24 protein-coding genes are annotated in these 25,343 nt (G+C 32.4%); all 24 read right to left on the bottom strand.

The features are described 5' to 3' along the window. Window positions 1–3 precede the first annotated feature (3 nt). The gene (pseC, locus tag O4O04_RS10545; protein WP_272535914.1) at window positions 4–1,182 is read right to left on the bottom strand and encodes a UDP-4-amino-4,6-dideoxy-N-acetyl-beta-L-altrosamine transaminase; all 1,179 of its coding nucleotides are present in this window, start codon (window positions 1,180–1,182) and stop codon (window positions 4–6) included. A 168-nt stretch (window positions 1,183–1,350) separates the two neighbouring features. Further along, entirely contained in the window at window positions 1,351–2,226 is an 876-nt protein-coding gene (locus tag O4O04_RS10540; protein ID WP_272535913.1) for a dTDP-4-dehydrorhamnose reductase family protein, read from the bottom strand. A gap of 36 nt (window positions 2,227–2,262) precedes the next feature. Further along, complete coding sequence (locus O4O04_RS10535) at window positions 2,263–3,480, bottom strand: TIGR04372 family glycosyltransferase (protein WP_272535912.1); 1,218 nt, start codon at window positions 3,478–3,480, stop codon at window positions 2,263–2,265. 82 nt (window positions 3,481–3,562) lie between these two features. Further along, window positions 3,563–4,252 carry a class I SAM-dependent methyltransferase gene (locus O4O04_RS10530; protein WP_272535910.1) on the bottom strand — a complete coding sequence of 230 codons (690 nt, stop codon included), beginning with the start codon at window positions 4,250–4,252 and terminating at the stop codon, window positions 3,563–3,565. 3 nt (window positions 4,253–4,255) lie between these two features. Next, on the bottom strand, window positions 4,256–5,245 hold the full coding sequence (locus tag O4O04_RS10525) for a class I SAM-dependent methyltransferase (protein ID WP_272535909.1): 990 nt from the start codon (window positions 5,243–5,245) through the stop codon (window positions 4,256–4,258). Window positions 5,246–5,248: 3 nt separating this feature from the next. Continuing rightward, window positions 5,249–6,160, bottom strand: coding sequence for a radical SAM/SPASM domain-containing protein (locus O4O04_RS10520; protein WP_272535908.1), 912 nt, complete (start codon window positions 6,158–6,160; stop codon window positions 5,249–5,251). Between the two features lies 1 nt (window position 6,161). Then, window positions 6,162–7,283, bottom strand: coding sequence for an aminotransferase class III-fold pyridoxal phosphate-dependent enzyme (locus tag O4O04_RS10515; RefSeq protein ID WP_272535907.1), 1,122 nt, complete (start codon window positions 7,281–7,283; stop codon window positions 6,162–6,164). A 56-nt stretch (window positions 7,284–7,339) separates the two neighbouring features. Next, window positions 7,340–8,971, bottom strand: a complete 1,632-nt coding sequence (locus O4O04_RS10510; RefSeq protein ID WP_336297500.1) for an ABC transporter ATP-binding protein — start codon at window positions 8,969–8,971, stop codon at window positions 7,340–7,342. Window positions 8,972–9,332: 361 nt separating this feature from the next. Continuing rightward, on the bottom strand, window positions 9,333–10,322 hold the full coding sequence (locus tag O4O04_RS10505) for an FkbM family methyltransferase (RefSeq protein WP_272535902.1): 990 nt from the start codon (window positions 10,320–10,322) through the stop codon (window positions 9,333–9,335). Window positions 10,323–10,339: 17 nt separating this feature from the next. Then, on the bottom strand, window positions 10,340–11,362 hold the full coding sequence (locus tag O4O04_RS10500) for a zinc-dependent alcohol dehydrogenase (protein WP_272535901.1): 1,023 nt from the start codon (window positions 11,360–11,362) through the stop codon (window positions 10,340–10,342). A 208-nt stretch (window positions 11,363–11,570) separates the two neighbouring features. Further along, window positions 11,571–13,430: a carbamoyltransferase C-terminal domain-containing protein gene (locus tag O4O04_RS10495; RefSeq protein WP_272535899.1), complete on the bottom strand. Its 1,860-nt coding sequence runs from the start codon at window positions 13,428–13,430 to the stop codon at window positions 11,571–11,573. Window positions 13,431–13,738: 308 nt separating this feature from the next. After that, window positions 13,739–14,596 carry a hypothetical protein gene (locus O4O04_RS10490; protein ID WP_272535897.1) on the bottom strand — a complete coding sequence of 286 codons (858 nt, stop codon included), beginning with the start codon at window positions 14,594–14,596 and terminating at the stop codon, window positions 13,739–13,741. A gap of 41 nt (window positions 14,597–14,637) precedes the next feature. Then, window positions 14,638–15,882: a class I SAM-dependent methyltransferase gene (locus tag O4O04_RS10485; RefSeq protein ID WP_272535896.1), complete on the bottom strand. Its 1,245-nt coding sequence runs from the start codon at window positions 15,880–15,882 to the stop codon at window positions 14,638–14,640. Beyond that, a complete protein-coding gene (locus O4O04_RS10480; protein WP_272535894.1) occupies window positions 15,875–16,408 on the bottom strand; it encodes a WbuC family cupin fold metalloprotein in 534 nt (177 codons plus the stop codon). The genes O4O04_RS10485 and O4O04_RS10480 overlap by 8 nt, the downstream gene beginning before the upstream one ends. Then, entirely contained in the window at window positions 16,408–17,604 is a 1,197-nt protein-coding gene (locus O4O04_RS10475; RefSeq protein ID WP_272535893.1) for a class I SAM-dependent methyltransferase, read from the bottom strand. The genes O4O04_RS10480 and O4O04_RS10475 overlap by 1 nt, the downstream gene beginning before the upstream one ends. Window positions 17,605–17,624: 20 nt before the next feature. Continuing rightward, window positions 17,625–18,491, bottom strand: a complete 867-nt coding sequence (locus O4O04_RS10470) for an NAD-dependent epimerase/dehydratase family protein (RefSeq protein ID WP_272535892.1) — start codon at window positions 18,489–18,491, stop codon at window positions 17,625–17,627. A 5-nt stretch (window positions 18,492–18,496) separates the two neighbouring features. Then, the gene (locus O4O04_RS10465) at window positions 18,497–19,159 is read right to left on the bottom strand and encodes a class I SAM-dependent methyltransferase (RefSeq protein WP_272535891.1); all 663 of its coding nucleotides are present in this window, start codon (window positions 19,157–19,159) and stop codon (window positions 18,497–18,499) included. 22 nt (window positions 19,160–19,181) lie between these two features. After that, a complete protein-coding gene (locus O4O04_RS10460; RefSeq protein ID WP_272535890.1) occupies window positions 19,182–19,604 on the bottom strand; it encodes an NUDIX hydrolase in 423 nt (140 codons plus the stop codon). A gap of 3 nt (window positions 19,605–19,607) precedes the next feature. Further along, window positions 19,608–20,000 (bottom strand): LIC12192 family sporadic carbohydrate cluster protein, encoded by a 393-nt coding sequence (locus O4O04_RS10455; RefSeq protein WP_272535889.1) that lies wholly within the window; start codon window positions 19,998–20,000, stop codon window positions 19,608–19,610. Continuing rightward, a complete protein-coding gene (locus tag O4O04_RS10450) occupies window positions 19,997–20,791 on the bottom strand; it encodes a sporadic carbohydrate cluster 2OG-Fe(II) oxygenase (protein WP_272535888.1) in 795 nt (264 codons plus the stop codon). The genes O4O04_RS10455 and O4O04_RS10450 overlap by 4 nt, the downstream gene beginning before the upstream one ends. A 70-nt stretch (window positions 20,792–20,861) precedes the next feature. Next, window positions 20,862–21,788, bottom strand: a complete 927-nt coding sequence (locus O4O04_RS10445; protein ID WP_272535887.1) for a transketolase family protein — start codon at window positions 21,786–21,788, stop codon at window positions 20,862–20,864. A 2-nt stretch (window positions 21,789–21,790) separates the two neighbouring features. Next, window positions 21,791–22,591, bottom strand: a complete 801-nt coding sequence (locus O4O04_RS10440) for a transketolase (protein ID WP_272535886.1) — start codon at window positions 22,589–22,591, stop codon at window positions 21,791–21,793. Between the two features lie 6 nt (window positions 22,592–22,597). Further along, window positions 22,598–24,238 carry a phosphotransferase gene (locus O4O04_RS10435; RefSeq protein ID WP_272535885.1) on the bottom strand — a complete coding sequence of 547 codons (1,641 nt, stop codon included), beginning with the start codon at window positions 24,236–24,238 and terminating at the stop codon, window positions 22,598–22,600. 3 nt (window positions 24,239–24,241) lie between these two features. Next, window positions 24,242–25,342 (bottom strand): DegT/DnrJ/EryC1/StrS family aminotransferase, encoded by a 1,101-nt coding sequence (locus O4O04_RS10430; RefSeq protein WP_272535884.1) that lies wholly within the window; start codon window positions 25,340–25,342, stop codon window positions 24,242–24,244. Between the last annotated feature and the right edge of the window lies 1 nt (window position 25,343).

The following is a 25,343-nucleotide window of genomic DNA, read 5'->3' as shown; positions in this document are numbered from 1 at the left end:
ATTTTAAAATAAAGTTTGGTAGCCAATCGGATTGGTTAATCGGTGAACTACTTCTTTTACTTCAGTTTCCGTTAATCCTGGATACATGGGTAAACTAATTGCTTCTGAATAGTAAGCTTCCGTTTCAGGGAAATCTGACAATTTAAATCCAAATTTAGAATAAAAGGGCTGCCGATAGATTGGAATGTAATGTAAATTTACTAATATTCCTGAATTTCTCAGTTGCTCAAAAGCTTGTTTATGGCTAATCTTGAATTCTTTGGTTTTGATTCGAATAACAAATAAATGGAAAGAGGAATAATTTTCAGGATTCTGATACGGTAAAACAATGGATTTATCAATCAAAAGATTTCTATATATATTTGCTATTTCATGTCTTCTTTTAATAAATTGATCAAGTCGGTTCAATTGACTGAGTCCCAGTGCGGCTTGAATGTCTGTAAGTCTATAGTTATAACCTAATTCAATCTGCTGGTAATACCAAGGGCCGTCTGGGGGATGAGTCATTTCACGGGAATCTCTGACTATTCCATGACTGCGCAACCTATATAACTTAATTTGAAGTTCTTTATCATTAGTGAGAGTCATTCCACCTTCTCCCGTAGTAATGATCTTTACAGGATGAAAGCTAAATACAGTTATATCAGAATACTTACAATTTCCAACTGGTTCATTCTTATATTTTGCACCTATAGCATGTGAGGCATCTTCGATTATTTTAAAACCATATTCTTGCGATAAAGAAAATATTTTTTCCATATCACATGGTTGTCCGGAAAAATGAACTGGTATGACTAACTTTGGTAACTTTCCAATCTTTTTAGCATTAATTAATTTTTCTTCTAATTTTTCTGCACTGAGATTATAAGTCCTTGGATCAATATCGACAAAATCTATCTTAGCACCACAGTATACTGCACAGTTTGCGCTTGCTACAAAACTATTCGGGCTTGTCCAGACTAAATCGTCCTTACCAATTCCTAAAGCCAAACAGGCAATATGAAGAGCTGAAGTTGCAGAATTTACTGCAGTTGCATATTTGGCTCCACAAATTTCAGCCACCAATGATTCAAATTTAGGAACGACCGGACCCTGAGTTAAAAAATCCGATTTTAGAACTTCAACAACTGCTTGAATATCTTCGTCAGAAATATCTTGCCTGCCATAAGGTATATAAGCCATTATCTTAAAACTCAACCAAACAAACTATACTAACATTCTTTAATTTATTGAAAAACTTATGCGAATAGAAAAATTCAAAAAAAGTTATGAAATTCAGGGAAAATTCATAATTGTAAAAACCATTTATCTTATAAGTAAACTGAAAATTATTTAACATAGAATTGTCCTTTATTTATTTATTGTAGAAAAACTTGCATTAATATCTGGCATTTTCGTTTTTAAAAAAATATTAATCTTTTCTGTGCTTAAGCTCATATCCAATGCTCTAGGTGCTAATAATCCAGAATCATTAATGGAAATAGGATTTATGTTCCTAGAAGGTAGCTGAAGATATTCTGCAAGTTTTAAAGCAAAATTGTATTTTGATATTCTTTCGCTTCCAGCTAAATGATAAATTCCTGTTGCATCTTTTACAATTAATTCATGAATATATTTGGATAGATAGTATAAAGAAATTGGCGTAAAATACACATCTTGGAAAGCATTAATTATTTCTTTATTGATTAATTTATGGATAATCCAATCGGAAAAGGATTGTCTCCAAACTGAACCTTTGCCAAAGAAATTAGTTCTAATAATCAAAGAATTGTCATTAACTTTAAGAACAGCTTCTTCACCTTCAGATTTACTCTTAGCATAAATATTTATGGGATCGGTCTTCTGATCCTCCCGAGCGAAGCTCGTAGTTCCATTCCAAAGTTGATCGGTAGACAAATATATAAATTTAGAATTACTATTTGAACATAGATTGGCAAGATTCGCAGGAAATTCTTTGTGAAGGAAGAATGCTCTTTTTTCGTGATTTTCACATTCGTCAACATTCGTATAACCAGCACAGTGAATTGTTGTATCAGGATTAATATTTGAAAACATCTCATGAACTTTATCTACATTGTTTAGATCAATTTCAAATTCATTGACACCTTTTAAATCAATGCCATGTGTATTTCTTAACGCGAAGACTGTATATTTTTTTTTAATCAAAAAATTACAAAGATATCTTCCGAGTAAACCGCTTCCCCCTGTGATAAATACTTTATTCATTTTTTCGAAATTACAAAATTCAGATAATATTTCGAATCAATCAAGCCAAGCTGGGTTATTCCGCAGGAAATCCATACCAAAGCGAGCCTTGTTTTCTCCGTGGATGTTTCCACTCGGAAACTTATTTTTTACATACTGATTGAATATTCCCCAAAATTTTTCTTGAAGCAATTCATCCTTTTCATCAATTTCTAAAGAACCTTCCTTTCTTTTAAGAAATTCAATTACAACTGACAAAATTTCTTCTGGGGTATTCTCGATAACTCGAATACCCAAATCCTCGAATTGTTGAGAATACATAAAATATGCGATTTCATTTTCAAATAAATTTTTAAGTGATATTGGATTCCCATCTTTATCTATATGATGCTTAACGATAGTTAGATATTTATCCGAAAAAGTCCATAAATAACCTACTGGAATGAAATTTACAAAAATAATAGGTTTCCTAAAAATAAATGGAATTGTATCCCATCCAGATCCCATGGAAATTGCAAATTCACATTTTGCTCCCAAATAAACATCCATGAAATCACTTCTAAAATTGCTGCTTGCGTAATCGATAATTTTCGGGTCGTTCGAGTCGAACTTGTCGGCAACGAACTTACCCATTCTCAGAACGTAATAACCTCGTTTAGATAGTTCTTCTGCTGTTAACATATATTTCTTAACATCAGTATTGCGAAAGTTGTGATAGCTCCAATCTTTATTGCTATCAATTTGTTGCTTATATGCACTATCTCTTGCAAGTATACATACAAATTTAGAATCCTGAGGAATTCCTAATCGTTTAAGTTCCAGTTCCCCTTTTTTCTCTTCTTCTTCTAAAAATTTAAAATATGGAGGAAATCGATCAAATACACTATTTACATCTCTAGAATTATGCTTCGGTATTATATGATCTGATCCCCTAGGTATTAATTCATTACAAAAAAGCAATGGTCTTGCTAACCAATATGGCAAGGTAAAAACAGATCGTTTTACCATTTTTGCAATTTGCGAGTTTGAAATTATCTTATCAAAAAACCATATATTAAAATTTTTAGCTTTTGTTGCATTTATTCCTATTCTTAATTCTGAAAAATAGATATCTAATTTTGGAACAAAACCTCCAATGATTTCACTATTAAGCGAACCAAAGCGAATCACAATCCAAGGCTTCAAAAATCTGGTTATTAGAATAAATATTAATGATAAAAAATATAGCGGAGATAGAATTATCAATCGAATCAATTTCTTGATTTTTGAATTCATAGTTCAAAGTCCTCTAACTTTAATTTGATTGATTTGTTCTAAAATCATTTTATCAAGTTGTAAATGTAATTTACAGTATTATTCACTTAATACCAAAAGCGAGAATTCCATCGTGATGCGTCCAACTTTTGCCTTCTTTAAAAGAAGAATGGTAAAAATCAATCTCGACATTCTTCGACAAAGCATTCTTAAAATATTCTTCAGCACCTTTAAATCCATTTATAATATCCTTACCATACATTTGTTCTGTCTTAAAAAATGCATTTTGAAGAATGAAAATATTATTTCCAGATGGATTAAAATATTTTAAAACATTATCTAAAACTTTGTCTAGATCCTCAAGAATATACCACAACATGTTCACGACCAAAATAATATTAAATTTCTCTTTAAGTTTCTCGTCATAAATACTTAAATTGCTCTCTATAAACTGAATATTCGATCCATTTAATATTTTCGCTTTCCGAATGGCCTCAGCCGAAATATCTAGTCCTGTAAAATTCAGTTCTGGCAATTGAGCCTTTAATTGAGAAGTGACATACCCTAAGCCACAGCCAAATTCTGCAACTTCGGCCTTCTTAATTCCATATTGATCAATTACTACTTTGAGGGTATCGACTAAAGTCCTTCTTGCATTCTTATAGTAGAGACTCATTTCTTGATCAGACTCTGATTCAGACTGATTCCAAGGATCTTCATCATCTAAATAGAGTTGATTGAAATTTCCTATAAATTGAATACCTGTTTCATCTTTTTTAAAAACATAATCCATAAATTATTCCTTTCTTGCAATGACCAGCATGTTGCCTGCACTTTTTGTCTGAACTAGATAGTCATTAAAGCTTTCGAAAAAAATACTATCATCCTTCAATCGATTTAGAATAAATTTTTCTAAAGGTGAATAGCTATCTTTAATATAATTTTTCAAAATATAGCTAATATCCAAACTTGCGTTTAGAGTTTGGATATCTACTACCTGGAATCCAGTTTTTTCCAAAATTATTTTTATATTTTTGGAATTATATAAATTTACATGTCCAGGAGGTAATAACTGAACATGATCAGTTTCCATTACACCCCATTCAAAACTAAAAGTATTTGGAGTGCTAAAAAAGAAATACCCACCAGGCTTTAAGAGGTCTTTTATTTTAATCAAAAACCTGTCTGGATCCGTTAAATGCTCTACCGTGTCCCATAAACTGATACCATCAAAATATGAATCTGGTTTTGAAAGTGAGTATATATTTTCGTTTAGTACTTCAAGACCTTTGTAGGTATCTTGCAAATACAGGCAGGCTTTTTGATTCAGATCACAAGCAGTAACTTTGAATGGATTATTTTTTCTAAATAAAGCCTCGATAAAAATTCCAATCGCTGATCCAACATCAAGCAATTGAGAATCTCGTCCCAAGTATTTTTCAATTTCTAAAATTCTTCGATCAAAAATAGGAATTCTATTTTCAAAGGAATCCATAAAGAATTTGTTTTCAAAATCCTTCAGATCACTATTATAATAATAATCTAAAGCTTCATACGATGGAAATGGATTTGTGAAGATATGATTGCATTCATCACAAATATCCATTTCGTATCCAAAACACTCAGTATATTGATGAATACTTTTACTTTGACAGACAGGACAATTATTGACCTTTTCTAATTTTGTAAATTTGCTATGGATCTCATTTGAGACCTGTTGCATTTTCTCTTTTAGAAATTTCTGTTTCTCTAGAGTATGTATTTCATCAAATAGAACTTTTTTCAAAAATCAATCCTCTTCTATGTTAATCCATGCATTTACATGATTAAAACCATGTAGCGTGCCATCTGCATCACACTCTTTACAGGGAGATTTGTCTCTCTTGCCTTGTATCAATTCGGTTCTTAAGCGTTTCATTCTAGGGCTTAACCAGACACCCAGTAAAGTATCTGAGAAAACATTTCCCAATTTAACTTTTTTTGCCCAGTCTTGCACGCAGAGTAGCATGTCACCATTCCAATCAATTGCTAACGAATAAGCTAGATAGTGACATGGACGAACTGTATTTTTAAATTCAATCGTAGTAGGAACAACTCCAGTGTTATTCAATACTCCACCACGATTAGTTAATTTAATTCCAAAGCCGTCTTCACCTGAATGCCAACGATCACGGAGAATAAATTTATCGTTCGAGATTCCAGCTTCCGCAAACATTTTGGTGAATTTTTCAACTTGTTCTGGACCGTCATACATACTAACACATAAAAAAGATAATCCAGCATCAAATAACTTTGTAATAACATCTGGCTTTAAATAATCACCATTTGAAACTATTTCTGTCCGTACATCATGTCCAAATATTTTGATAATATTTAATATTTCGGGATGCAACAGAGGCTCACCATATCCACAGAAAACAACTCCACCTTGATAATTCAGAGATACCAATTCATCTCTAATTTTCTGAATCAAGCCCATGCCCATATGAAGTTTCTGATTAGGATACAAATTCTTATCAAATCTTGGACAAAATGAACATTGACGGTTGCACAATTCAGTTAGACTGATATCGATCCAACTGAACAAAGGAATTCCACCATTGATTAATTGTACATCATCAACAAAGTCCGATTTTCGGATCATGTTTTGACGAGTTTTCTCTGTTATTGCAGCATTTAAAATTTTTTCTAATTTTTCCATTTTACCTCATTTTGTCATAAATATTAAATATTGAAGGAAATATTAATAAATTATGATTTATAAATATTTTATTATCCAATAAGACCTTTTTAGCTTTATTGATATTCTCTTTTTCTCCACCTATAAAGCCACGAGATGAAGTATTTTCTTTATTACTGGAAATGGAGCTGAGCCGACCAAATCCACCACCGGAAGACACCTTTAAATCAAAATCTTTAACAAGCTCATCAATTAACTTAATAATATCTTTTAAATTCTTCGCCAAAATCTCATAATTTAATGCACTAAGACGAATCAAACTTTTCTCAACCATCTCCAATTGGATTGGTGAAGCTCCAAATGTTCCACCCCAGAAAATAGATTTTTCTTTTACTGAAGTAGTCAATCGATCAGATACAACAACTAAGCCTGTTGGAAACCCGCTTGCTATTGCTTTACCAAAAACTACAATATCTGGCTGTAATTTTCTAGATGAAGCGCATGAACCATATTGGGATCGGAATCCAGTGATGACTTCATCTATTACGAGCAAAACATTACTATTTATTAATTTATTTCTCTGTTCATCTGAAATCGAATCTAAAACTGAAACTGAAGGATCGGATCCTTGATAGGGTTCAACAAGAATTGCAGCGAATTCTTCTAATTTAGCTTTGTCAAAAAATTGATCAATTGAATCAAAATAGGAAACATTTTCTTGAGCAGAGTCAGAGATTCCATCAGAAAGTTTTTTCTTGCTTTCACCAACGAATAAAAATGAATCATCAGATCCATGCCAGAACAAATTGAAAACAGCTACCTTAGATTTTCCAGTAACTGCGCGAGCAACGCGGCAGGCACGATGGACAGCACTGGAACCACTCGTTTGGAAACCTAAACTACCTATTTTGAAATCTACAATTTTGCCTAATAAATCAAGATAAGAATTGGAAACCTTCGGTCCTTCTGGCAATAACCAATTGGATTGCATATTTGATTCGATCACTTTCTCGTGACCAAAAATCAAAGTACCAGAACCTAACCAACAATCAAAGAATCGATCACCTTCAGTATTGAATAGGAATGGTCCCTCACCTTTTACCAGTTTGGCATCTAAATTAAGATTAGAATTGAAAATATGCATATTAGTTTACTTAACAAATCCTGGGGTATATTTTATAATATTAAAAAAATTAGGATCTAGGTTTTGACAATTTCATCATAAGTGCAAATTCTTTTCAATACACCAGATTCAAGTTCAATAATTTGATCACAGTTCTTCAATGTGGAAATTCTATGTGCTACTATGACGATAGTTATATCTCGATCAAGACTATTAATGGCATTCATAACTTCCTGCTCCGTATCACTATCAAGTGAACTTGTTGCCTCATCAAGTATAATAACTTCCGAATTCTTATACAAGGCTCTTGCAATTCCAATCCTCTGCCTTTGACCACCAGATAGCCGAACTCCCCGTTCCCCTACCATTGTGTCATAACGATTAGTCATAGCTTCAATCGTTTCTGATAATTGAGCTTTCTTTGCCGCATCAATCACCTTATCTATATTAACCTTATCTTTTTCAATTCCAAACGCGATATTCTCTGCAATGGTTGCATCAGCTAAAAAAATCGATTGCGGTACATGAGAAATATGGGATTGCCAATCTTGAATATTTGCTTTGTTAATTTCGATTCCATCAATCAATAAATGCCCTCGTGACGGGGTCAAAAGTCCCATTAAAATATCCAGAGTTGTACTTTTTCCACTACCAGTGACACCAATGAATCCGACTCTTGAACCTTTTTTAATGATTAAATTGACACCTTTTAATACATAAGGAGTAGAATCCGAATACTTGAATTCGATATCTTTGAAAAATATTTCTTTCGAAAATTTTATATTACTCGAACCAGTTTGATTGAGATATTCTGGCATAGGCTGATTCAATAATCCAATTGCATCTTTTAAGGAAGCTTCACTACCTGAAAAACTCGCCCAGCCATTATAGACATTTTGAAGAATGGGAAGGATTCTTTGCGCACCTAAAGCAAGAACACCTAAAGTTGGAATCGCAGTTGCTAATCCTTCTGGCCTCAATGATATAATGTATGTCAAAACAATCATAAACATCATTCCTAGAGCTTCTATCAGTATTCTTGGACTACTTCCGATAAATGCATTATTGGCTGTTGAAATTCTTAATTTCCAGTCAATCTTTCCAAATATTCCAACATAGGTTTCTTGGCTGCGATCCAATAAGACATCTCTTATTCCACCTAAGCCCTCTTGCAGAGTTTTCAAAAGTTTACCGGTCTCACTCGATATAAAATAACTGTTTCGAACCAAGCTTTTCTTTGTCGTTACAACGACTAAAAAATAGCTTAAACCAAATCCTACAAAAGAAAGAATAGCAACTTCTGGATCATAATAGATGAATGCAATTAACGTTGTTGATACCAGAGCACTAGAGCTTATTATTGTAACAAAAGTTTTTATAAGATTTATGATCGCATTGGTTTTTGTCAAAATTCCTGAAATTATTTCGCTACTATTACGAGAACAATGAACAGAATAAGGTTGGTACAAAGTTCTACGGTATATATTCTTGCTCAGATCTGAGCCAATAGCTGATGCAAGGACTGTATTAAACCATAATGTCAATAATCTAAATATTGTAGCCAAAAGAGTTACTATGGCGAAACCAATTGTCAATGGAATAAGTAAATCCTGTGGTTTTTCAATTCCTAAAAGTATTACAATTGGTTTAATGTATGAAGAATTAAAAACAGTTTCTGGAGATGTCAGAATTCCTAAAAATGGAAGCATTGCTCCGATACTTAATATTTCCACAAATGTTGAAATTATTTGAAATAAAACTAAAAAACCTAAATGTATGCGGCGTTTTTTAGGAATGTGGACCCAGAGGTTCTTAATTGCACTAAATATTGATAAGTTTAAGTTCATTTAGTTAGAATTAATACGTTAGGCTAAGCAAGTTAATTTCAAAATTTATTGTCATAGATGATATTATAGAGTCAATGCATTTCAAAAGAAATTATACTATGATTACTTATTTGATACCGTTTTACAAACAAGATAATTCAAGAATCTTATTTTTTGGATATTGCTGGAAATACTTTTATTATTTTTGATAATCTATCTGATTTTCATTTAAAATCAAATAGATTCAATCTGGATTCAATTCAGTTGATTCCATATAATCATTCAATATTTTCATATCTTTATTAAAAATTCGAAAAAAGGTTTCTCGATGCTGAATTAAAGATTGTCCAGGCTGCCATTTTAAAGAATAAAAAAGTCGATGAATTGAAATATCTAAAAATTTATACAATCTAGTATCCGAAAATTCAGAAAAATCTACTTTATTCTCTCTTGCTTCTAAGAGAATATTAATAGCTAAGTCCGGCGCATTGTTGAGGATACAAAAGCCTGCATATTTCATAATTCTTATAGTTGCATTGGATTTATCATTTTCTGTTGTATTGAATAATAAATTGGGTCGCTTTACCCAAACAGCGTCGGTGGCAGTCAAAATTCCGTAACGCTCATTGGTTTTTACGAATATGTTTTGATAGTCACCCCGACCTTCATAATCTAAATTTAGCAATATGAAACCATAACTTAACATAAAATCATGCAATGTACTAAACAAAGGCATCCCTTCAAAAATATAATCGAAGCTTACCTCACATCTGACTCCTAGTATATTATCCTTGATCTGTTTTTTCGCACCTTGTAAAATTTGGTATTCGGTTCCTTCAGTATCTAGTTTTAAAAAATCCAATCTTAGATTATTCTGCTCGCTAAAATAATCAATAGACTCTGCTTGCACAGTTATGCTTTCTACAATATCAACTTCTGTTTCCCGTTCTCCAGATTTAAAAAGTGAAGAAACAGGATTTCTAACAACCGATGAACTCATTGCTCTATTTCTAAAAAAGTTAATCGTGAGTTCACCATTCTCAGAAGCTAAGGCTTTATCTATTACCTTTATTTCCGAGGCACGCTTGAAATATTTCTCAGCTAATCTCTTGCTTTCAATCGGATCTGGTTCGAATAAATAGTAGTTCAATTCTCCCATAAATGGTTTCCAATTTGGATGCAATCCGTATCTTCCACCAGCGTCTAAAACAGTAGTCTTAATTTGATTATTCATAAGCTTATTACTTTATTCTAAATATATTTATCATAGTTTGCGTTATAAACGATAGTCTTGCCTTTACCCTTATCAATGAAGATTTCAGGTAATTTTTCAGTGAAATTCTCTAAACTAATTCTTGAAGAAATTAATTTGTCAGATTCAATTTCTTTCTTTATAATCTTCTCCATCACTCTATAGAAATCATCAAATGCATAAGCAAAGGCACGACCTAATTTAAATATGCCATTTTCTATTGATTTTAGAGTAGTAGAGTCATTGATCCTAGTCTGCGGATATAAAATGCAACCTTCTCGAAGGAATGGAATCATTTGATTCAATACTTCATCTGCTGGAGCAGCAACTATGCAGATGTCAAAAATATGTTCTTCTTGCAAAATAAGTTCTTTATAATCATTCAAATCAAATGTTTGAGTTGCGCCCAGTTCTAAAGCAAATTCCAATCTCCTTTTATGTTTTCCAATTACATATACATTTTCAAACTTAGCGTTTTTTAAAAATTGTAAATCACCTAAAGCAATTGGCCCATCACCAATAACTAGAATTTTCGAGTTTTTTAAAACATCAGCTTGTATAATCTCTTGAGTTAGGCGATATCCACAACTAAGATGTTCTAGTAATGCACCTTGCTCAAAAGATATGTCCTTATCTAAACTAATTACAAAGCGATGATCGACATTAACCTCTGTTGCTAATGATCCAGGAATATGAAAACCCATTGATAATTTATGATTACAGTCTCTAAATCTTTTTTCCAAGCAAGAATCACATTTCATACAAGAAATCATTGGAAATGCAGTTACACGCTCTCCAATAATAAAATGATCTCTAGCCTCCTCAGATAATTCAGAAATAAATCCGGAAAATTCATGACCTGGAATCATATTTGTTTGAACCGGATTTTTGATATTTTTTAAATCTGAACCGCAAATTGCTGAGCAGATAACAGAAATTTTAACTTCCCCGCTTTTTAATGGAAGACTTGGAACCGAGTCATATTCAACTTTTCCTGGTGCTAAAATCTGAACAGCATTCATCGGTTATTAAATAAGTTTATTTTTAACATTATTCTAGATTGGATAGCTTTTATTTCTAGTGTTCATATAATTTCTTAAATTATCTTCTTAATCTTACACTCCAACTTTTGATTTTCAGTTGGACCCTGAACTATCTTCGTAATGGAAAAATAAAATTAGAGAATTAAATTTGATTATGTTTAGTATACTTTCAGCGACTTCAACTTAATTAATTCTTTATAAGAAAGTAATTTCCTAATAGCAATGCATCTAATTCTGTATTTAGGAAAATCTCTAATGCATCTTCGACAGTGTTAACAATTGGCGCACCATGAACGTTAAAAGAAGTATTTAAAAGCCCTCCTCTTCCAGTATGCTTAGAAAATGAATTTATAACGTCATAAATAAATTCATTATCATTCCTTTCCAAAACCTGGATCCGACATGTTTTGTCTGCAGGGTGAACAGCATTAAACAATGAATCATATCCTAATTGACTTGTGGGGAAAGCAATTGACATAAATTTGGTTGCAAGATTCTTCGGATCCTCAATATACTCATTAACAAATTTATCCAAAACCATGGGTGCGAACGGCATCCAAAAATCTCTATTCTTTATACTTAAATTTAATTTTTCTTTAAGAGTATTCAAAGTAGGATCAATTAGAATAGAGCGAGATCCTAATGCCCTTGCTCCAAACTCAGCGGCTCCTCGACATACGGAAATTGATTTACCATTGATTAATTGTTTCGCTACTAATTCTGGAGTAGGGTTTTCAAAAATTTCTATATTATTTTTTTTAAATTCATTTTTTTTATTACTTAATATTAAAGACTCTTGAGAAATATCATTGGAAATTCCGAAATAAGGTATATTAAATTGGTTTAGATTTTTTATTGATACATTATTTTGATAGAGATAAGAATAAGCAGCTCCGAAAATATGAGACTCGTCACCAGAACTGGGGGGAACATGTAAGGAATTTATCTCGCTTAATTTGGATAGTTCACCCATTGCCTTTACATTCATTGCCACACCACCGGAAAAAGATATGTCATAAACTCCAGTTTTATTTGTTATAAATTTCACCCATTCAATAACAACTTCTTCTAGCCATTTTTGAAGCCCGTAGGCAACGTTATCAAATCTTTCACCTTCAAGCTTTTCTTTAAACCAATAATAACTGTCTTTGATATCTGGGTTGACTTGAAAATCTCCATCTTCAAACCAGAGCGCTGATTTAAAGATACTGAGACATCTCTCCCCGTATTTTGACTTTCCATAAGGAGCAAGACCCATTACCTTAAATTCATGGTCACTTGGCTTCATTCCAAGGTATAATGTAATATATCTATATACTCTTGCTATTATGGATTTATTAGAGCTGAATATCTCTTCCTTTATAACACTACCATTATCATTTATTAAAAGTAGAGACGCAGTTGCATTTCGCCCATCTCCCCAACCATCCAATGTAAAAACTAGCTCTTTTCTAACTTTATTTCTTTTGGTATAATACGCATAAAATGCATGACTTGAATGATGGTCAAATCTTTGAATATTGAGGTTTTGCCTATCGGTTTCAAAATATTTAAGAATTCCGTCTTCGATAATTTCATTTAAGTCTGCCTTAACATAATCTTCTGGGCCGCAAGGAAATTTATCTTTCCAATAATTTTCTCCTGGAAACTGATTTAAATTTAATTTATCTTCAAAGAATGTAAAGTGATCCGCTTGATCAAGCGATTGTTCCAAAATTAACTTTGGGTAATAATAGACCTTATTTTCTTTGATATAATCAACAATAGACCACAGATGCTTCTCTAGAAGTATATAGTCGACACCTACATCATTTCCAATATAAACAACTGCTTCTATTTTTGCTAGTTCTACGCCAAATTTATTCTTGAACCAATCTAAACATTTAGATGGAAACGCAGTCGAATTTTTTTCTCTATTAAATCTTTCCTCCGAAGAAGCAGCAACTATAGAAAATTCGTTTTTGTCATTCCTAACAAACAAGGCTGCTCCTGAACAATATCCCCACCAAATTGATACAACATACTTTTTATCAGTTTCTATAAACATTTTATTTCCTTATATTTTACCAACCAAAAATTTCAAATCACTCTTAGTTAATACTTATTTTAATTCCAATTCTAATTCTAATTATGAAGTATGGCAGTTAATGATCTCTCTTCATAGTTTATATTGATATAATGATGTATTTTATGCTTTTATAGCTTTATTTTATTCAATTCTAGTAGACAAAACAACTCATATTAAGAAATTTCTTTAAGTAAAAAACTATATATTAAATTAGTCGGTAATGTAACTCCATTAAAATATTATTATGAAGTTAAAGAATGATATCTTAGTCTATAAATTGGTGCAATCTATTTCCAGAGATTCAATCCTGACTCTTCTGCAAACACTTTATCAGCTGCAAAAAAAGGTAGATTAAGTTTTTTTATTATTTCAACAGCACGCAAATCACCAGTAAGTTCTCCCCTACCTTTTTCACCTTTACCGCCTTTTTTATTTGCATAATCATCTGGATATCCATGGTATTGATTAGTGAAACTAAAACCAGTCATAATAATTGGTGAGGCTCCCAGGTAATAAGCAAGGATACCACAAAAGAAACCCATTGATAATGAAACTTTATAGAAATATTTATCGTTTAATACCTCAGCTGATAATTTATAACGATAAGCATAGGCTAGGAAATCGATCATATCGAATGAAAATTGATGTTTATTGATTGATCCTAAAATTTTCTTATTTCTAATCTTTCTTCTATAATCAGAACAAATTTTGTCCTCGGCTATAATTAAATATCCAGTATTTTTACCAATCAGGGCTTTTGTAGCACCTTCATTGTATGCTATTTCATAAGCTGAGTTTCCATGTAAGAATGATGTTGAACATACAACTGAAATATCAGGCTTTTTTAAGCCTAAATTATCAGTTATCCATTGCGATGAATTTGCCGTAATGATTTTCCAAGAGTCTTTATAGCCTACAGGAATGTGAGCACTTGGAGCGGAACCATATACGACACAAATACCATTAATTTTTGGTAATTCAAATTCACACTTAGCCTTTGGAACATAGAAGTTTATCTCCTGAATACGAATTAAATTTTTAATTTTCTTTTTAATAAATCTGTACCCCGAATAGTTTAAAATGAAATTCCATATTCCACTTTTCAAAGTTCCTTGATGATAGTGTTTTATTATCTTATTTAACATTTAAAGCAGCCTTTTGACTAAGTATAAAATGACGAAACCTTTTATATTACTACCAATTCAGGTAAGGGAATTATCCAATGTCCACCCGATTCTATGTAGCGATTGTGTTTCGCTTTTATACTTCCCTGGTGTTGCCAAGCTAGAACCAAAACATAGTCAGGTTTATCAGAATATAATTTTTCTGTTGAATAAACAGGTATATGATAACCAGGAGAATATTTACCATGTTTTAATTCATTATCATCTACAATATAATCAATATACTTAGCCAATTCGAAATGGTAAAGTAACGTTGTTGTGCTATGGGATGCGCCTAATGCTATAATTTTTTTACCTTCAGACTTCAACTTATCTAGACTAGAGATTAATCTTTCTTTGATATCATTTAATTCACTTTCAAATTTTTGAAAATAGCCGGAACTTTTAATTTGATTTTTACTCTCTTCATTAAGAATTTTTTCGACGGAACTATCAATAGACCTACGACCTCCTTTTAGTTGAGCAACTACTCTAATAGATCCGCCTTTAGGAGAAATCTTTTTTACATGAATCAATTCCAATCCACATTTATTAAAAATATTCTTAATAACATCTACAGAAAAATAAGAGAAATGCTCATGATAAATATAGTCGAACATTTTGATTTTGAATTGATCCGGATGATATCCTGTTTGAACAACAAAAATCCCATCAGCAGATAATAATTTGGTCACATTCTGAGTGAATTCGATTACATTATCAATATTTGCATACATGTAGTTTGCAGTTACAACGTCTGCTTTACCCTGATTTTTTATTATTTCTTCTACAGTTGATTCAGTAAAAAAATTATTAATGGTTGGAAGACCTGAATCATTCGCTAATCTTGCAATTGATGAAGCAGGCTCTACTCCCTGAATTCTCATATGAATTTTTTTAAAGGAAGCAAGCATAGATCCATCATTGCTACCTAAATCAACTACGAATGAGTTTTCAGGAATTTTGAATTCATTCTTTATCTCTGAAGCGTAGTCGTCATAATGACCTCTCAATCCAACAGTTACACCACTCACATATACATAGTCATTATAGCTTTCTTCTGGATTTACTATATGGGGCAAATGAAGGTATCCGCAGTGTTCACATATCGCTAATTCTAATGGATAAGCAGACTGTTTTCTATCTAAATTTTCTTTGGAAATAAATTGATCTTCCAAAGGTGTATCCTTAAACTTTAACACAGTTTTTATTTTATCACTAGCACAAACTCGGCAATTTGTATCATGCCTAAGAACTTGTTTACTCATATTTATTTCCTTTATCGATGCTCATTTCGAGTTCCTGTATAAATTGCAAGACGTTCGGAGAATTTTCACTGGGAGCCCAGGGCGCAAAAGCAGTTTTCTCTCTCAAAAAAGGACCTTCTGTTATTTCATGAAAAACTAGAAATTCAGATCGAATAATTAAAGTATGATAAACTGGACTCGAGAGTCTCTGATAAAATAGTTTTCCACTATTCAGATCTCCCATTTCTACAATTCTCAAAATACTTCCATCCTCATTGAACAAGACGATATCAACTTCACCTTCGATAACTGCCATTGATTCCGATTTGCCTAAATGTTTATGAGGGGTAACATAACAATCTTTCATGTGAACTATAAACATCTCATGTAAAGAATCATTTGGAGTCTCATGTGCACAAAGCCGAACTCTTTTGCGGGGATTTTTAATAGCTAAAGTTTTTAAATGCTGAATGTCTTCTTTCGAAATATGGACTATATCTTCCGTGGGATACAGTACTTCATCATTTTCTTTCTTAACTTTTATCATTAAATATCTTCGAAATACAAATTGCTTCCTGGAAAAATCGAACCAAAGACCCCACCATTTTCAGTATAAGATTTATGCTTTTCTATAACCTTTGGCTGATTCTGAGGATTCAAACCTAATAAACAAAAGTTTATCTTTTCATTATACAAAACCTCGGAACCAACAATCGGAATATTCCCAATTGGCATATTCATACCTTTCTTATTCGGATTATCATCGATAACATACTTAACAATATCCGAGATGCCCATAAACGAAATGAAAGCAACGGTTAAATGACCAGCTCCGAAAATTGCAATTGTTCCCATATCTTTCGAAATTTTTATTAATTTCTCCCTGACTTTTAATTTGCGATCATTCAAAAGTCTGATAAAATCATTTCCTCTTTTAAGTTCAATTGATATAGATCCAGAATCATCTTCTTCCGTAACTTTGCCTTTGTTACTTTTTACAATAGCAATTAGTGAATTTTCTAACGCATACGGAACCGATTCATAATGCACTATTTCGAAATTACAATTTTGCAATAATCTTTTAAAAGTAAAAGATGTGAAATAATAAATATGTTCTTCCCACAATGTAGTGCAATCGCCGTTAACTAACGCATGCTCGCAATCGGGTAGCTCCCACACTATATATCCGTCGGGCTTGACCAAGGATTTTATAAAATTGATAAATCCAATTAGATCATAGGAATGTTCTATCACATGCCTCACGATTAACACATCAGCTTTGCCTTTAGAATTAATTATCTTGCCTGACGCGGTTTCTGTAAGATGCATCTGATAGGTTTCCACATTTGCGCATTTATCAAAAACTCCAAGATCATCTTCTGGATCAATTCTCCAAGTGTTTGAAAAGCCTTTCTTTTCTAGCCTTCTTAATGTAGAGTCATCTTTAAAGCTATAGGCTCCAAAAACCGAATCTTTAGAAATTCCTGGAAGATTTATAATTGTTTCAACCATATTATCTAAATGATCTTCCGGCTCAAAACATGTTAACCAATCGTATCGAGGCTTCAGTTCTTCAATGGGAAACGGATTTTCAAGAAAAATTAGTCCTGAATCTTTTTGAATTCTTAAAGCCAAAGGAAAAGAAGGCACTTTTGATGAGGAATTTGGATCTACAAATCGATTCGATACGGGCTGTAGTCCGAAATCATAAAGCAATTCTGTATTGTTGATATTGAATTCCATCTTATTCATTCCAATAATTCTCAAACATGATCGTTAGTAATAATTTTATTGATTCCATTTTCCAAACTTACGAAGCTAAAGTCAGATCCTACTAAGGAAACTAATTTTTCTGGATTAAAGGCATTATCAACTTTTTCCTTACTTCTATTTTTTGTCACGTATTCGAGTCCTGGAAATATCTTTCTCAATATACGTATGATTTCAATGAAACTATAACTTATTCCACTAACAATATTCAAAGCACCTTCAAAATCTGAATGAATTAATTTTTCAATAATTTTACATAAATCTTCAATATAAATGAACTCTCGAAGTTCGGTTCCATCACCCCATAATGTTATTTGACTTTTTTCTTTAGCTGCCGAAATGAATCCAGAAGGTCCGTATGTTTTACCTATATCTCCTAATCCATAAATTAAAGGAGGTCGCAAGCAAATTAGCTTTGTTTTAGTATCTATTGATCTTCGTAACAAGCATTCAGATGTGAATTTATTTATTCCATAATAAGATGTGGGATTTACTGGAGTCGATTCTGATATATTTCGGTTCTCCGTCTCTTCACCGTAAACGGCTGTGGAACTCATATAAATGACTTTTTTTACGGGATGATCGATTAAGACCCTGCATAGATTTTCAACTATCTTCATATTTTGATCAAAAATATCTATAGTATCACCAAACTGTCTTTTTACAGCTGCAGCTAAAATGATTGTACTACTTGAATTCATAAAAGAGGCTAGCTTATGATAATCCTGTAAATTCGTTAGGTCAATTTCAGGAAGAGATCGCCCTATAACATTGAAACCTTCTGACTTTGATAGATAGTTTTCTAAATTTGTGCCAATAAATCCAGAGTGACCAAGAATGATTATATTATCTTTTGACATTGATTTTAAAAATAAATAAATTCATAATCGCCGGTATAGCCAAATTCCTCATACAACCAAATCCATTCTGATACTTCCAAAAGGGATTCCGCTGTCAATGCCCAGCATTCTAAATTAAATAATTCCTGTTCATTTCTATAACTTTCCAGCATTAAATATTTCTGCTTCCCAACCCTTTCCATTTCTCCTAGAGCAGTCTTTAAATCAAATAGCTTTAAATTATGAAAAGTTCCTAAAGATATTACAAGATCAAATTGATTTTCCTTAAATGGTAAAGGATCTTTAGCATTATGCAAACTGATAAATGGTTGAATCTCTTCTTTTGCATGATCTAAAGCATAGGTTGAAATATCTAAACCAACGATTTTTAATTCGGGCTGGATAAGGATCATCTCATACAATAAGTAGCCTTTCCCACAGCCAATATCTAAAACAGATGACCCAGCAGTTAAATTATAGTCATTGATTAAAGCCTCCGCAACAGGCTTCCACCGTCCTGGCAAATATTTATAGCCACCGTAGCCAAATCGTCTGTCCCCATCCCAATAATCAAATCCGTATTCTTTGGCTTTGATCATACAATCGACTTTATTGTCATTCATCCTTGCAAGGCAGTCGCGCTTACTGGATGTATGTAGCGGTGTAACAAAATTTTTTAATTTTTTCATTTCATTTTTCTTTGTTAGCAGATCAAAATAACTTTAAAAAATTATGAACTTTATTAAGATTATTTAGAATGCCTGGAACTAATGGTAGTTCCTTTCGCAACTCTTCTATATAAAACCATTTCATAGCTAAGCCTTCATTTAGTTCCAATAATCCAGAATCAACTTCACAACGAATTGGTAAGCAATGGTTATAAATGATTGATTCACCACTCCAAACCCATTCAAATATTTCTTTTTGAATTTTGCCAGGAAGACAACCCAATTCTTCAATTAATTCTCGCTCCAATGCCTTTTCTAAGGATTCACCTTCTTCAACTAGTCCACCAAAAAATGTCCAGTAGCCAGGAAAAAGTATACCCGGAGAATAATCTCTTTGTTGTAACAAGATCTTACAATCATCCTGATAAATTAAAGCCTTAACAGCATGATTAATATTATTGAGCATTACCTAATAATTCAAGCAATAGGGTAAGGTTAATTTAATCTTCCAAATATTTTCAATTCTTTCACTATCTTCTTGATTGCAGAGCTTAAGCCCTTCAACAGCAAAATAGCAAGTTTTTTTTATTGAAAGAATACGGTTATATATTTTTGCCCTATGTTCAGAATCAACTGGGAGTTGAAAAAGGCTATATGGTATAATTCCATCTATTTCAGGCAATTCATCTAATATTTGTTCAAAGATTAAATGACTATCATTCATGGCATATTCCGTTGCACTAAGTAGGTACTGCAAACCCGCTTTATTGCAATAATCTCTAATTACAATGTTTTGCACATGCTGTGGAACTCTTTCACCTTGAAAGGGTCTACTAAAAATGTATCCTCTTACCTTTTTCATTTAACACTTGGGAACTTGTAGTCCATTCCTACCCTTGAAGCAGCCCGAAGTGTGATAGGTTCGAAAAATTCACCTAACTTTTTATCACCGTAAGGTGTAAACACACCTTTAAACCGACAATTCATTGACCACCTAGTTTCCGACTCTTTATTTATTCGATTTCCATGTGGATAACCTTGGTCAAACAACAAAACCTGGCCATATTTTATTTCGAGCCACTTCACATCGTCCGAAATAGATTGATACAAATCTTCACTCGTAAAGCCAGCTTTTTCCTTAAATTCGTTAACTAATTTTTTTGATGCCTTCGGAGGAAGCAGATACATGGACTTTGTTCGATAGCAATCAACGATCGGTAACCATACAACTATTTCATAGGGTGAATCACCAGACCAAGTATCAGAATGTACTGGCAATAATGAGCTAACATCGTCCGGAAATTGAATGCTTAAATTTATCCTTAATTGCATCGATAATTCATTGCCAACCAATGCTTCAATATAAGGTCTAGCTAAATTAAAATAATGAAAACGAAAATCTCTATTTGAATTCATTTCCTGAATAACTTTTAATCTGAAATTATTCAATTCATCTATAGAAACTTTATTATGAATTAGGTTTAATAATTCATCATTTTTTTCATTCTTTTTAATCCCTAAAATTTTTCTAACGATATCTGCAATACAATCTCGAATCCAATCTAGGGATTTTTTATCTGCAACCTCTTGAATTGTGTAAGCATTTTCTAAATATTCTTTAGATATTTTAGTATCACTTTCAGTTAAAAACATAAGCCTATAAGATCCTTATTAATATTTGAACTGTACACGGATATATCACAACTTTGTAATAACGTCCGACCTAGAAATTAATAGATTCCTTCATGGCAGAAACTAAAGATTCCTTTGATATTCCCATATAATTTAGTAACGAATCCTGACTGCCGTATTTATCTGCAAATTTATCAGGAAGTCCAAGTCTTTTAATTTTCCTGGTTTGATCAGGCATTTCATCATTAAAAAATTCTAAAATTGCAGATCCTAGTCCTCCGATTCGAGTATGTTCTTCTACTGAAACAATTGCTTTAACATTTGGAACTACTGCTCTGAGTATATCTCCATCTAACGGTTTCACCGTATGCATATGTAATAACCCACAATCAATACCGTCTTTAATTAAAATATCGATAGCTTCCAGAGCTAATTGGGTCATTACTCCTGTTGTAATGAAAAGTCCATCCTTTCCATCTTTCATCAGAATTCCTTTTCCAATTTCAAATTTTAAATTAGGATCGCTAACTACTTTGTCGCCACCCTTACCCAATCTAATATATATTGGATGAGGCCAATCTAAAGTTAATGGCATCAATCGCTTCATTTCTTCAGCATCACAAGGAGCTACTATAGTCATATTTGGTAAAGAACGTAGAATAGCAAAATCTTCTACTGCTAAGTGAGTCGGACCTAACGGTGCATATACTACACCTCCACCATTAGCTATTAATCTAACGGGTAAATCATGCAGACATAAATCGATTGCAATCTGTTCAAAACATCTTCTGGTTAAAAATGTAGCAATTGTATTAACATACGGAATATAACCTTCCATTGATAATCCAGCAGCCATTCCAATTATATATTGTTCACTCACACCCTCCATAAAGAAACGATCAGGAAATTCCTTCTTCATTTCATCCAACACACCTGCCCCGAGATCAGATCCAATATAAACTACTCTTGAATCCTTGCTAGCTAATTCATGAACACAATTTAAGCTGGTTACTCGCATGATTATATCTCCAAGGATTTATACATGTCCGAAAATTCTTCTGGACTTATCTTATTTTTATGATGCCACTTCGGATTTCCTTCAGCAGATGCAAATCCCTTCCCTTTTACTGTATGTGCAATGATGGCTGTTGGTTTATCATTTTCTAGAGGTAATTTTAAAAACAAATCCTTTAATTGATTAACATCATGACCATCTACTTCAACCGTCGAAAATCCAAAGCTTCTCCATTTGTCTACTAAAGGTTCTAATTCCAAGACCTCCGAAACCTTTCCGTAAGATTGTAATTTATTGTAGTCAATAATTAAACTTAAATTAGATAATCGGTGCTTTGATGCGGAGAGAGCGGCTTCCCAATTAGAACCTTCATTTATCTCACCATCACCAGTTATGACAAATACACGAAAGTTTTTGTTTTTTATTTTTGCTGCAATAGCCATTCCAACTCCTATAGGTAAACCATGCCCTAAGGCACCAGTTGATGCTTCCACTCCCGGAACTTTATCACGTTCAGGATGACCACCTAATATTGAATCGGGTTTTCCAAAAGTTTTTAAAATCTCCATAGGAAAGTATCCTTTATCAGCTAAGATAGAATAAAGTGCAAGACAGCCATGACCTTTACTAAGAATTAATCGATCTCTTTCTTCCCAGTTAGGATTTTTAGAATCAAAATTTAGAATATTATCATAGAGAACACGTAAGATTTCAATCAGTGAAAGAGCGGGACCAATATGTCCCCGTTTTTCAAATTCCATCATTTCAACTATCAGTCTTCTTAAATGTTTAGAGCGATTATCCATATAAAATCAACCTTTACCTATTTGCTTATAAAAACTGTTCTGAACATATTCATATAAATTTTTTGATTTATTCAATTGCTGTTCTAAAATTTCTTGATGTTTATCTTCTTTTCTGGAGTTAGCAATAACTCTTCGCATCCAAATATCTTTTCGGAATTCATTAAGCAAAATAAAACACCAACATAATGAATACATAGCCCAAGTAAGATTATATCTATCTTTAATGCTTGATCCAAAAATTGAGAACATGCCTTTTTTCCAATATTCCTTTAAGTCTTCATCAAGATTCATCGCAGGATGAACCGAAACATCCACAACCAGTTTTACTGGATCATCCCAACCAAAATATTCGAAATCCAAAAAAAATAATTCTTGCTCTTGGTTTCTTAGCATATTATGAGAACCAAAATCTGATGGACTAAGCACCAAAAGGTTATGTTCAATTGGTTGGTAATAACTCTCTTTGCTTTCCCAATTTTTTTTTACCCAGTTTACGAGAAATCTCTTAAAAGGAATTATTTCTTTATCAAGAAAAATTTTTAATTTTTGATTGTATTGCGTTGCCGGATAAACAAGTTTCAAACGATTGTTTATTTGATTTTCAATATCTAAACAAGACAAACAAGCAGCTGAAGCTTTCTGAATTTTAATGCCCTTTTCTATTTCTTGTTTTGAAATTGTTTTTAAGCTTTTCATCAAATTAAGCATAGCATCAATTTCTAGTTTTGATGGTTGCTCTATCTTCTCTCCATCAATCCATTCATAAATTGCAGAATTTAATTTATCGTTGAACTGAATCGGCTTTGGTATATTATTTATTGAATTTTCTTGTAAAAGCTTAAATCCATTAAATTCTGATTGTAATCGATTATGGTTAGAATCTGCCGGATATATCTTTAGTGCATACTTTTTTGTTTCCGAAGTTTCGATATATGCGATTCTAGAATTTCCTTGACCCTCACACCAAATTGCTTTATTAAAATTAGATAGCTTAAATTCAGAAGTGAAATTCATTAAATCATCTTGACTGTATTTTCCGAAAATTGAATTTTCTATTTCACCCCAGTTGGATACATTTTCTATATTCCCTATTCCAGCCTCGCTTAGAACTAAATTTGGATTGAAAAAAAATTTTCTTTCAATCTTTGAAAGATTAGGATCCGAAAGAATATCAAATAAATCGTCAATAAAACATGAATAGTTTTCTTTTTTTATCTTTTCAATTTTTTCTTCTTTCGTGCTGAGAAAGTAAATTTGATTAATAAAACTAGATGAATTTTGTTTATATATTTCTTTCTCTAACAGAAAATCTAATGCTGCTTGTCTTAGAGAAATTTTTTCCTCATCAAAGTGACCTAGTTCAGTTTTATGACTGACAATATCAACTTGAAATCCTTTCTGTTTGCATCGCCAGAGAAATCTATATATCCCTGGATACAATTCTGATAAATAAAGGAAGCGTCCATAGACTTTCCCTTGCAACCTTTGCCAATCAGCTTCACCATTATGATTCTTTTTTAAATAGTTCTTAACTTCTAACTTTGTTCCAAACCAATTGTCTGGGATTAAACCCAATTTTTTCCCAGTTGTTGCAAAAGATCTATCGTACGAGATAATAGTATTATCTAGATCTATTCCTATTTTCATTTATTACTTATAAAAGCTATTTACAGACTCGGCAATTTTTCCTAATTCATCTTCACGTAAATATTGATGAATCGGTAACGTTAATATTCTATTTGCTTGATTTTCAGTCATTGGAAAATCTCCTATTTTATAACCAAGGGATTTACTGGCAGGTTGCAAATGAATCGGTATCGGATAATGAATAGAAGTTTCAATTCCCTTTGACATTAAGTAACTTTTAAGTTCATCTCGTTTATCTACTTGTATAACAAAAGTATGATAGGTGTTAAACTCAATATCTCTATCTTTAGGTATGAATATATTTCTTGAATCAAGCATCGAAGTATAGGCAGCCGCATTTCTGCGCCTTTTTTCAATTAAATCTGGTAGCTTTTGCAAACGATAGTTAAGAATAGCAGCTTGTAAAGAGTCCATTCTGGATACATAACCAAATTTTTCTACTGTGTTACGATCGACTAAACCATGATTCTTCAGGCTACTAATTTGTTTGTAAATATTTTCATCATTAGTAGTTAGAAATCCACCATCACCACATGCATTGAGATTTTTTAATGGATGAGTAGAGAAACAGCCAACTCTTCCAATTGATCCACTATTTTTTCCATCGTATTTTGATCCTATTGCCTGAGCAGAATCCTCGATTACAGGAAGCGAGTATTTATTGGCAATATTCATAATTGTATTCATATCAGCAATTCTACCTGTCAAATGAACAGGCATTATTGCTTTTGTTTTGCTAGTGATAGCTTTTTCGATTTTGAGTGAATCTATATTTTGATCATCACCAACATCGACAAACACAGGTTTTGCTTTCAAATGTGTAATAGCTGAGGTAGATGCTATAAATGAATTCGGAGGAGTAATAACTTCATCACCTGGTCGAACACCAATAGCGGATAAACCAAATACTAGTGCATCTGTTCCACTATTCAAAGAAACTGCATACTTAACTCCACAAAGCTTAGCAACATTTTCTTCAAAGATATTTACTTCGTTACCTCCAATATATTGACCAGAACTCAATACTGCTTCTATGATAGGCAATAATTCCGCTCTTTCCTGCTTCCATTGTTCTGAAAGGTTTATATATGGGATGCTCGTCATT

It is taken from the genome of Leptospira sp. GIMC2001 (genome assembly GCF_028462125.1).
Taxonomy (GTDB): domain Bacteria; phylum Spirochaetota; class Leptospiria; order Leptospirales; family Leptospiraceae.
The sequence above is the reverse complement of the archived record's forward strand: the minus strand, read 5'-3'. Positions and strand labels throughout refer to the sequence as shown.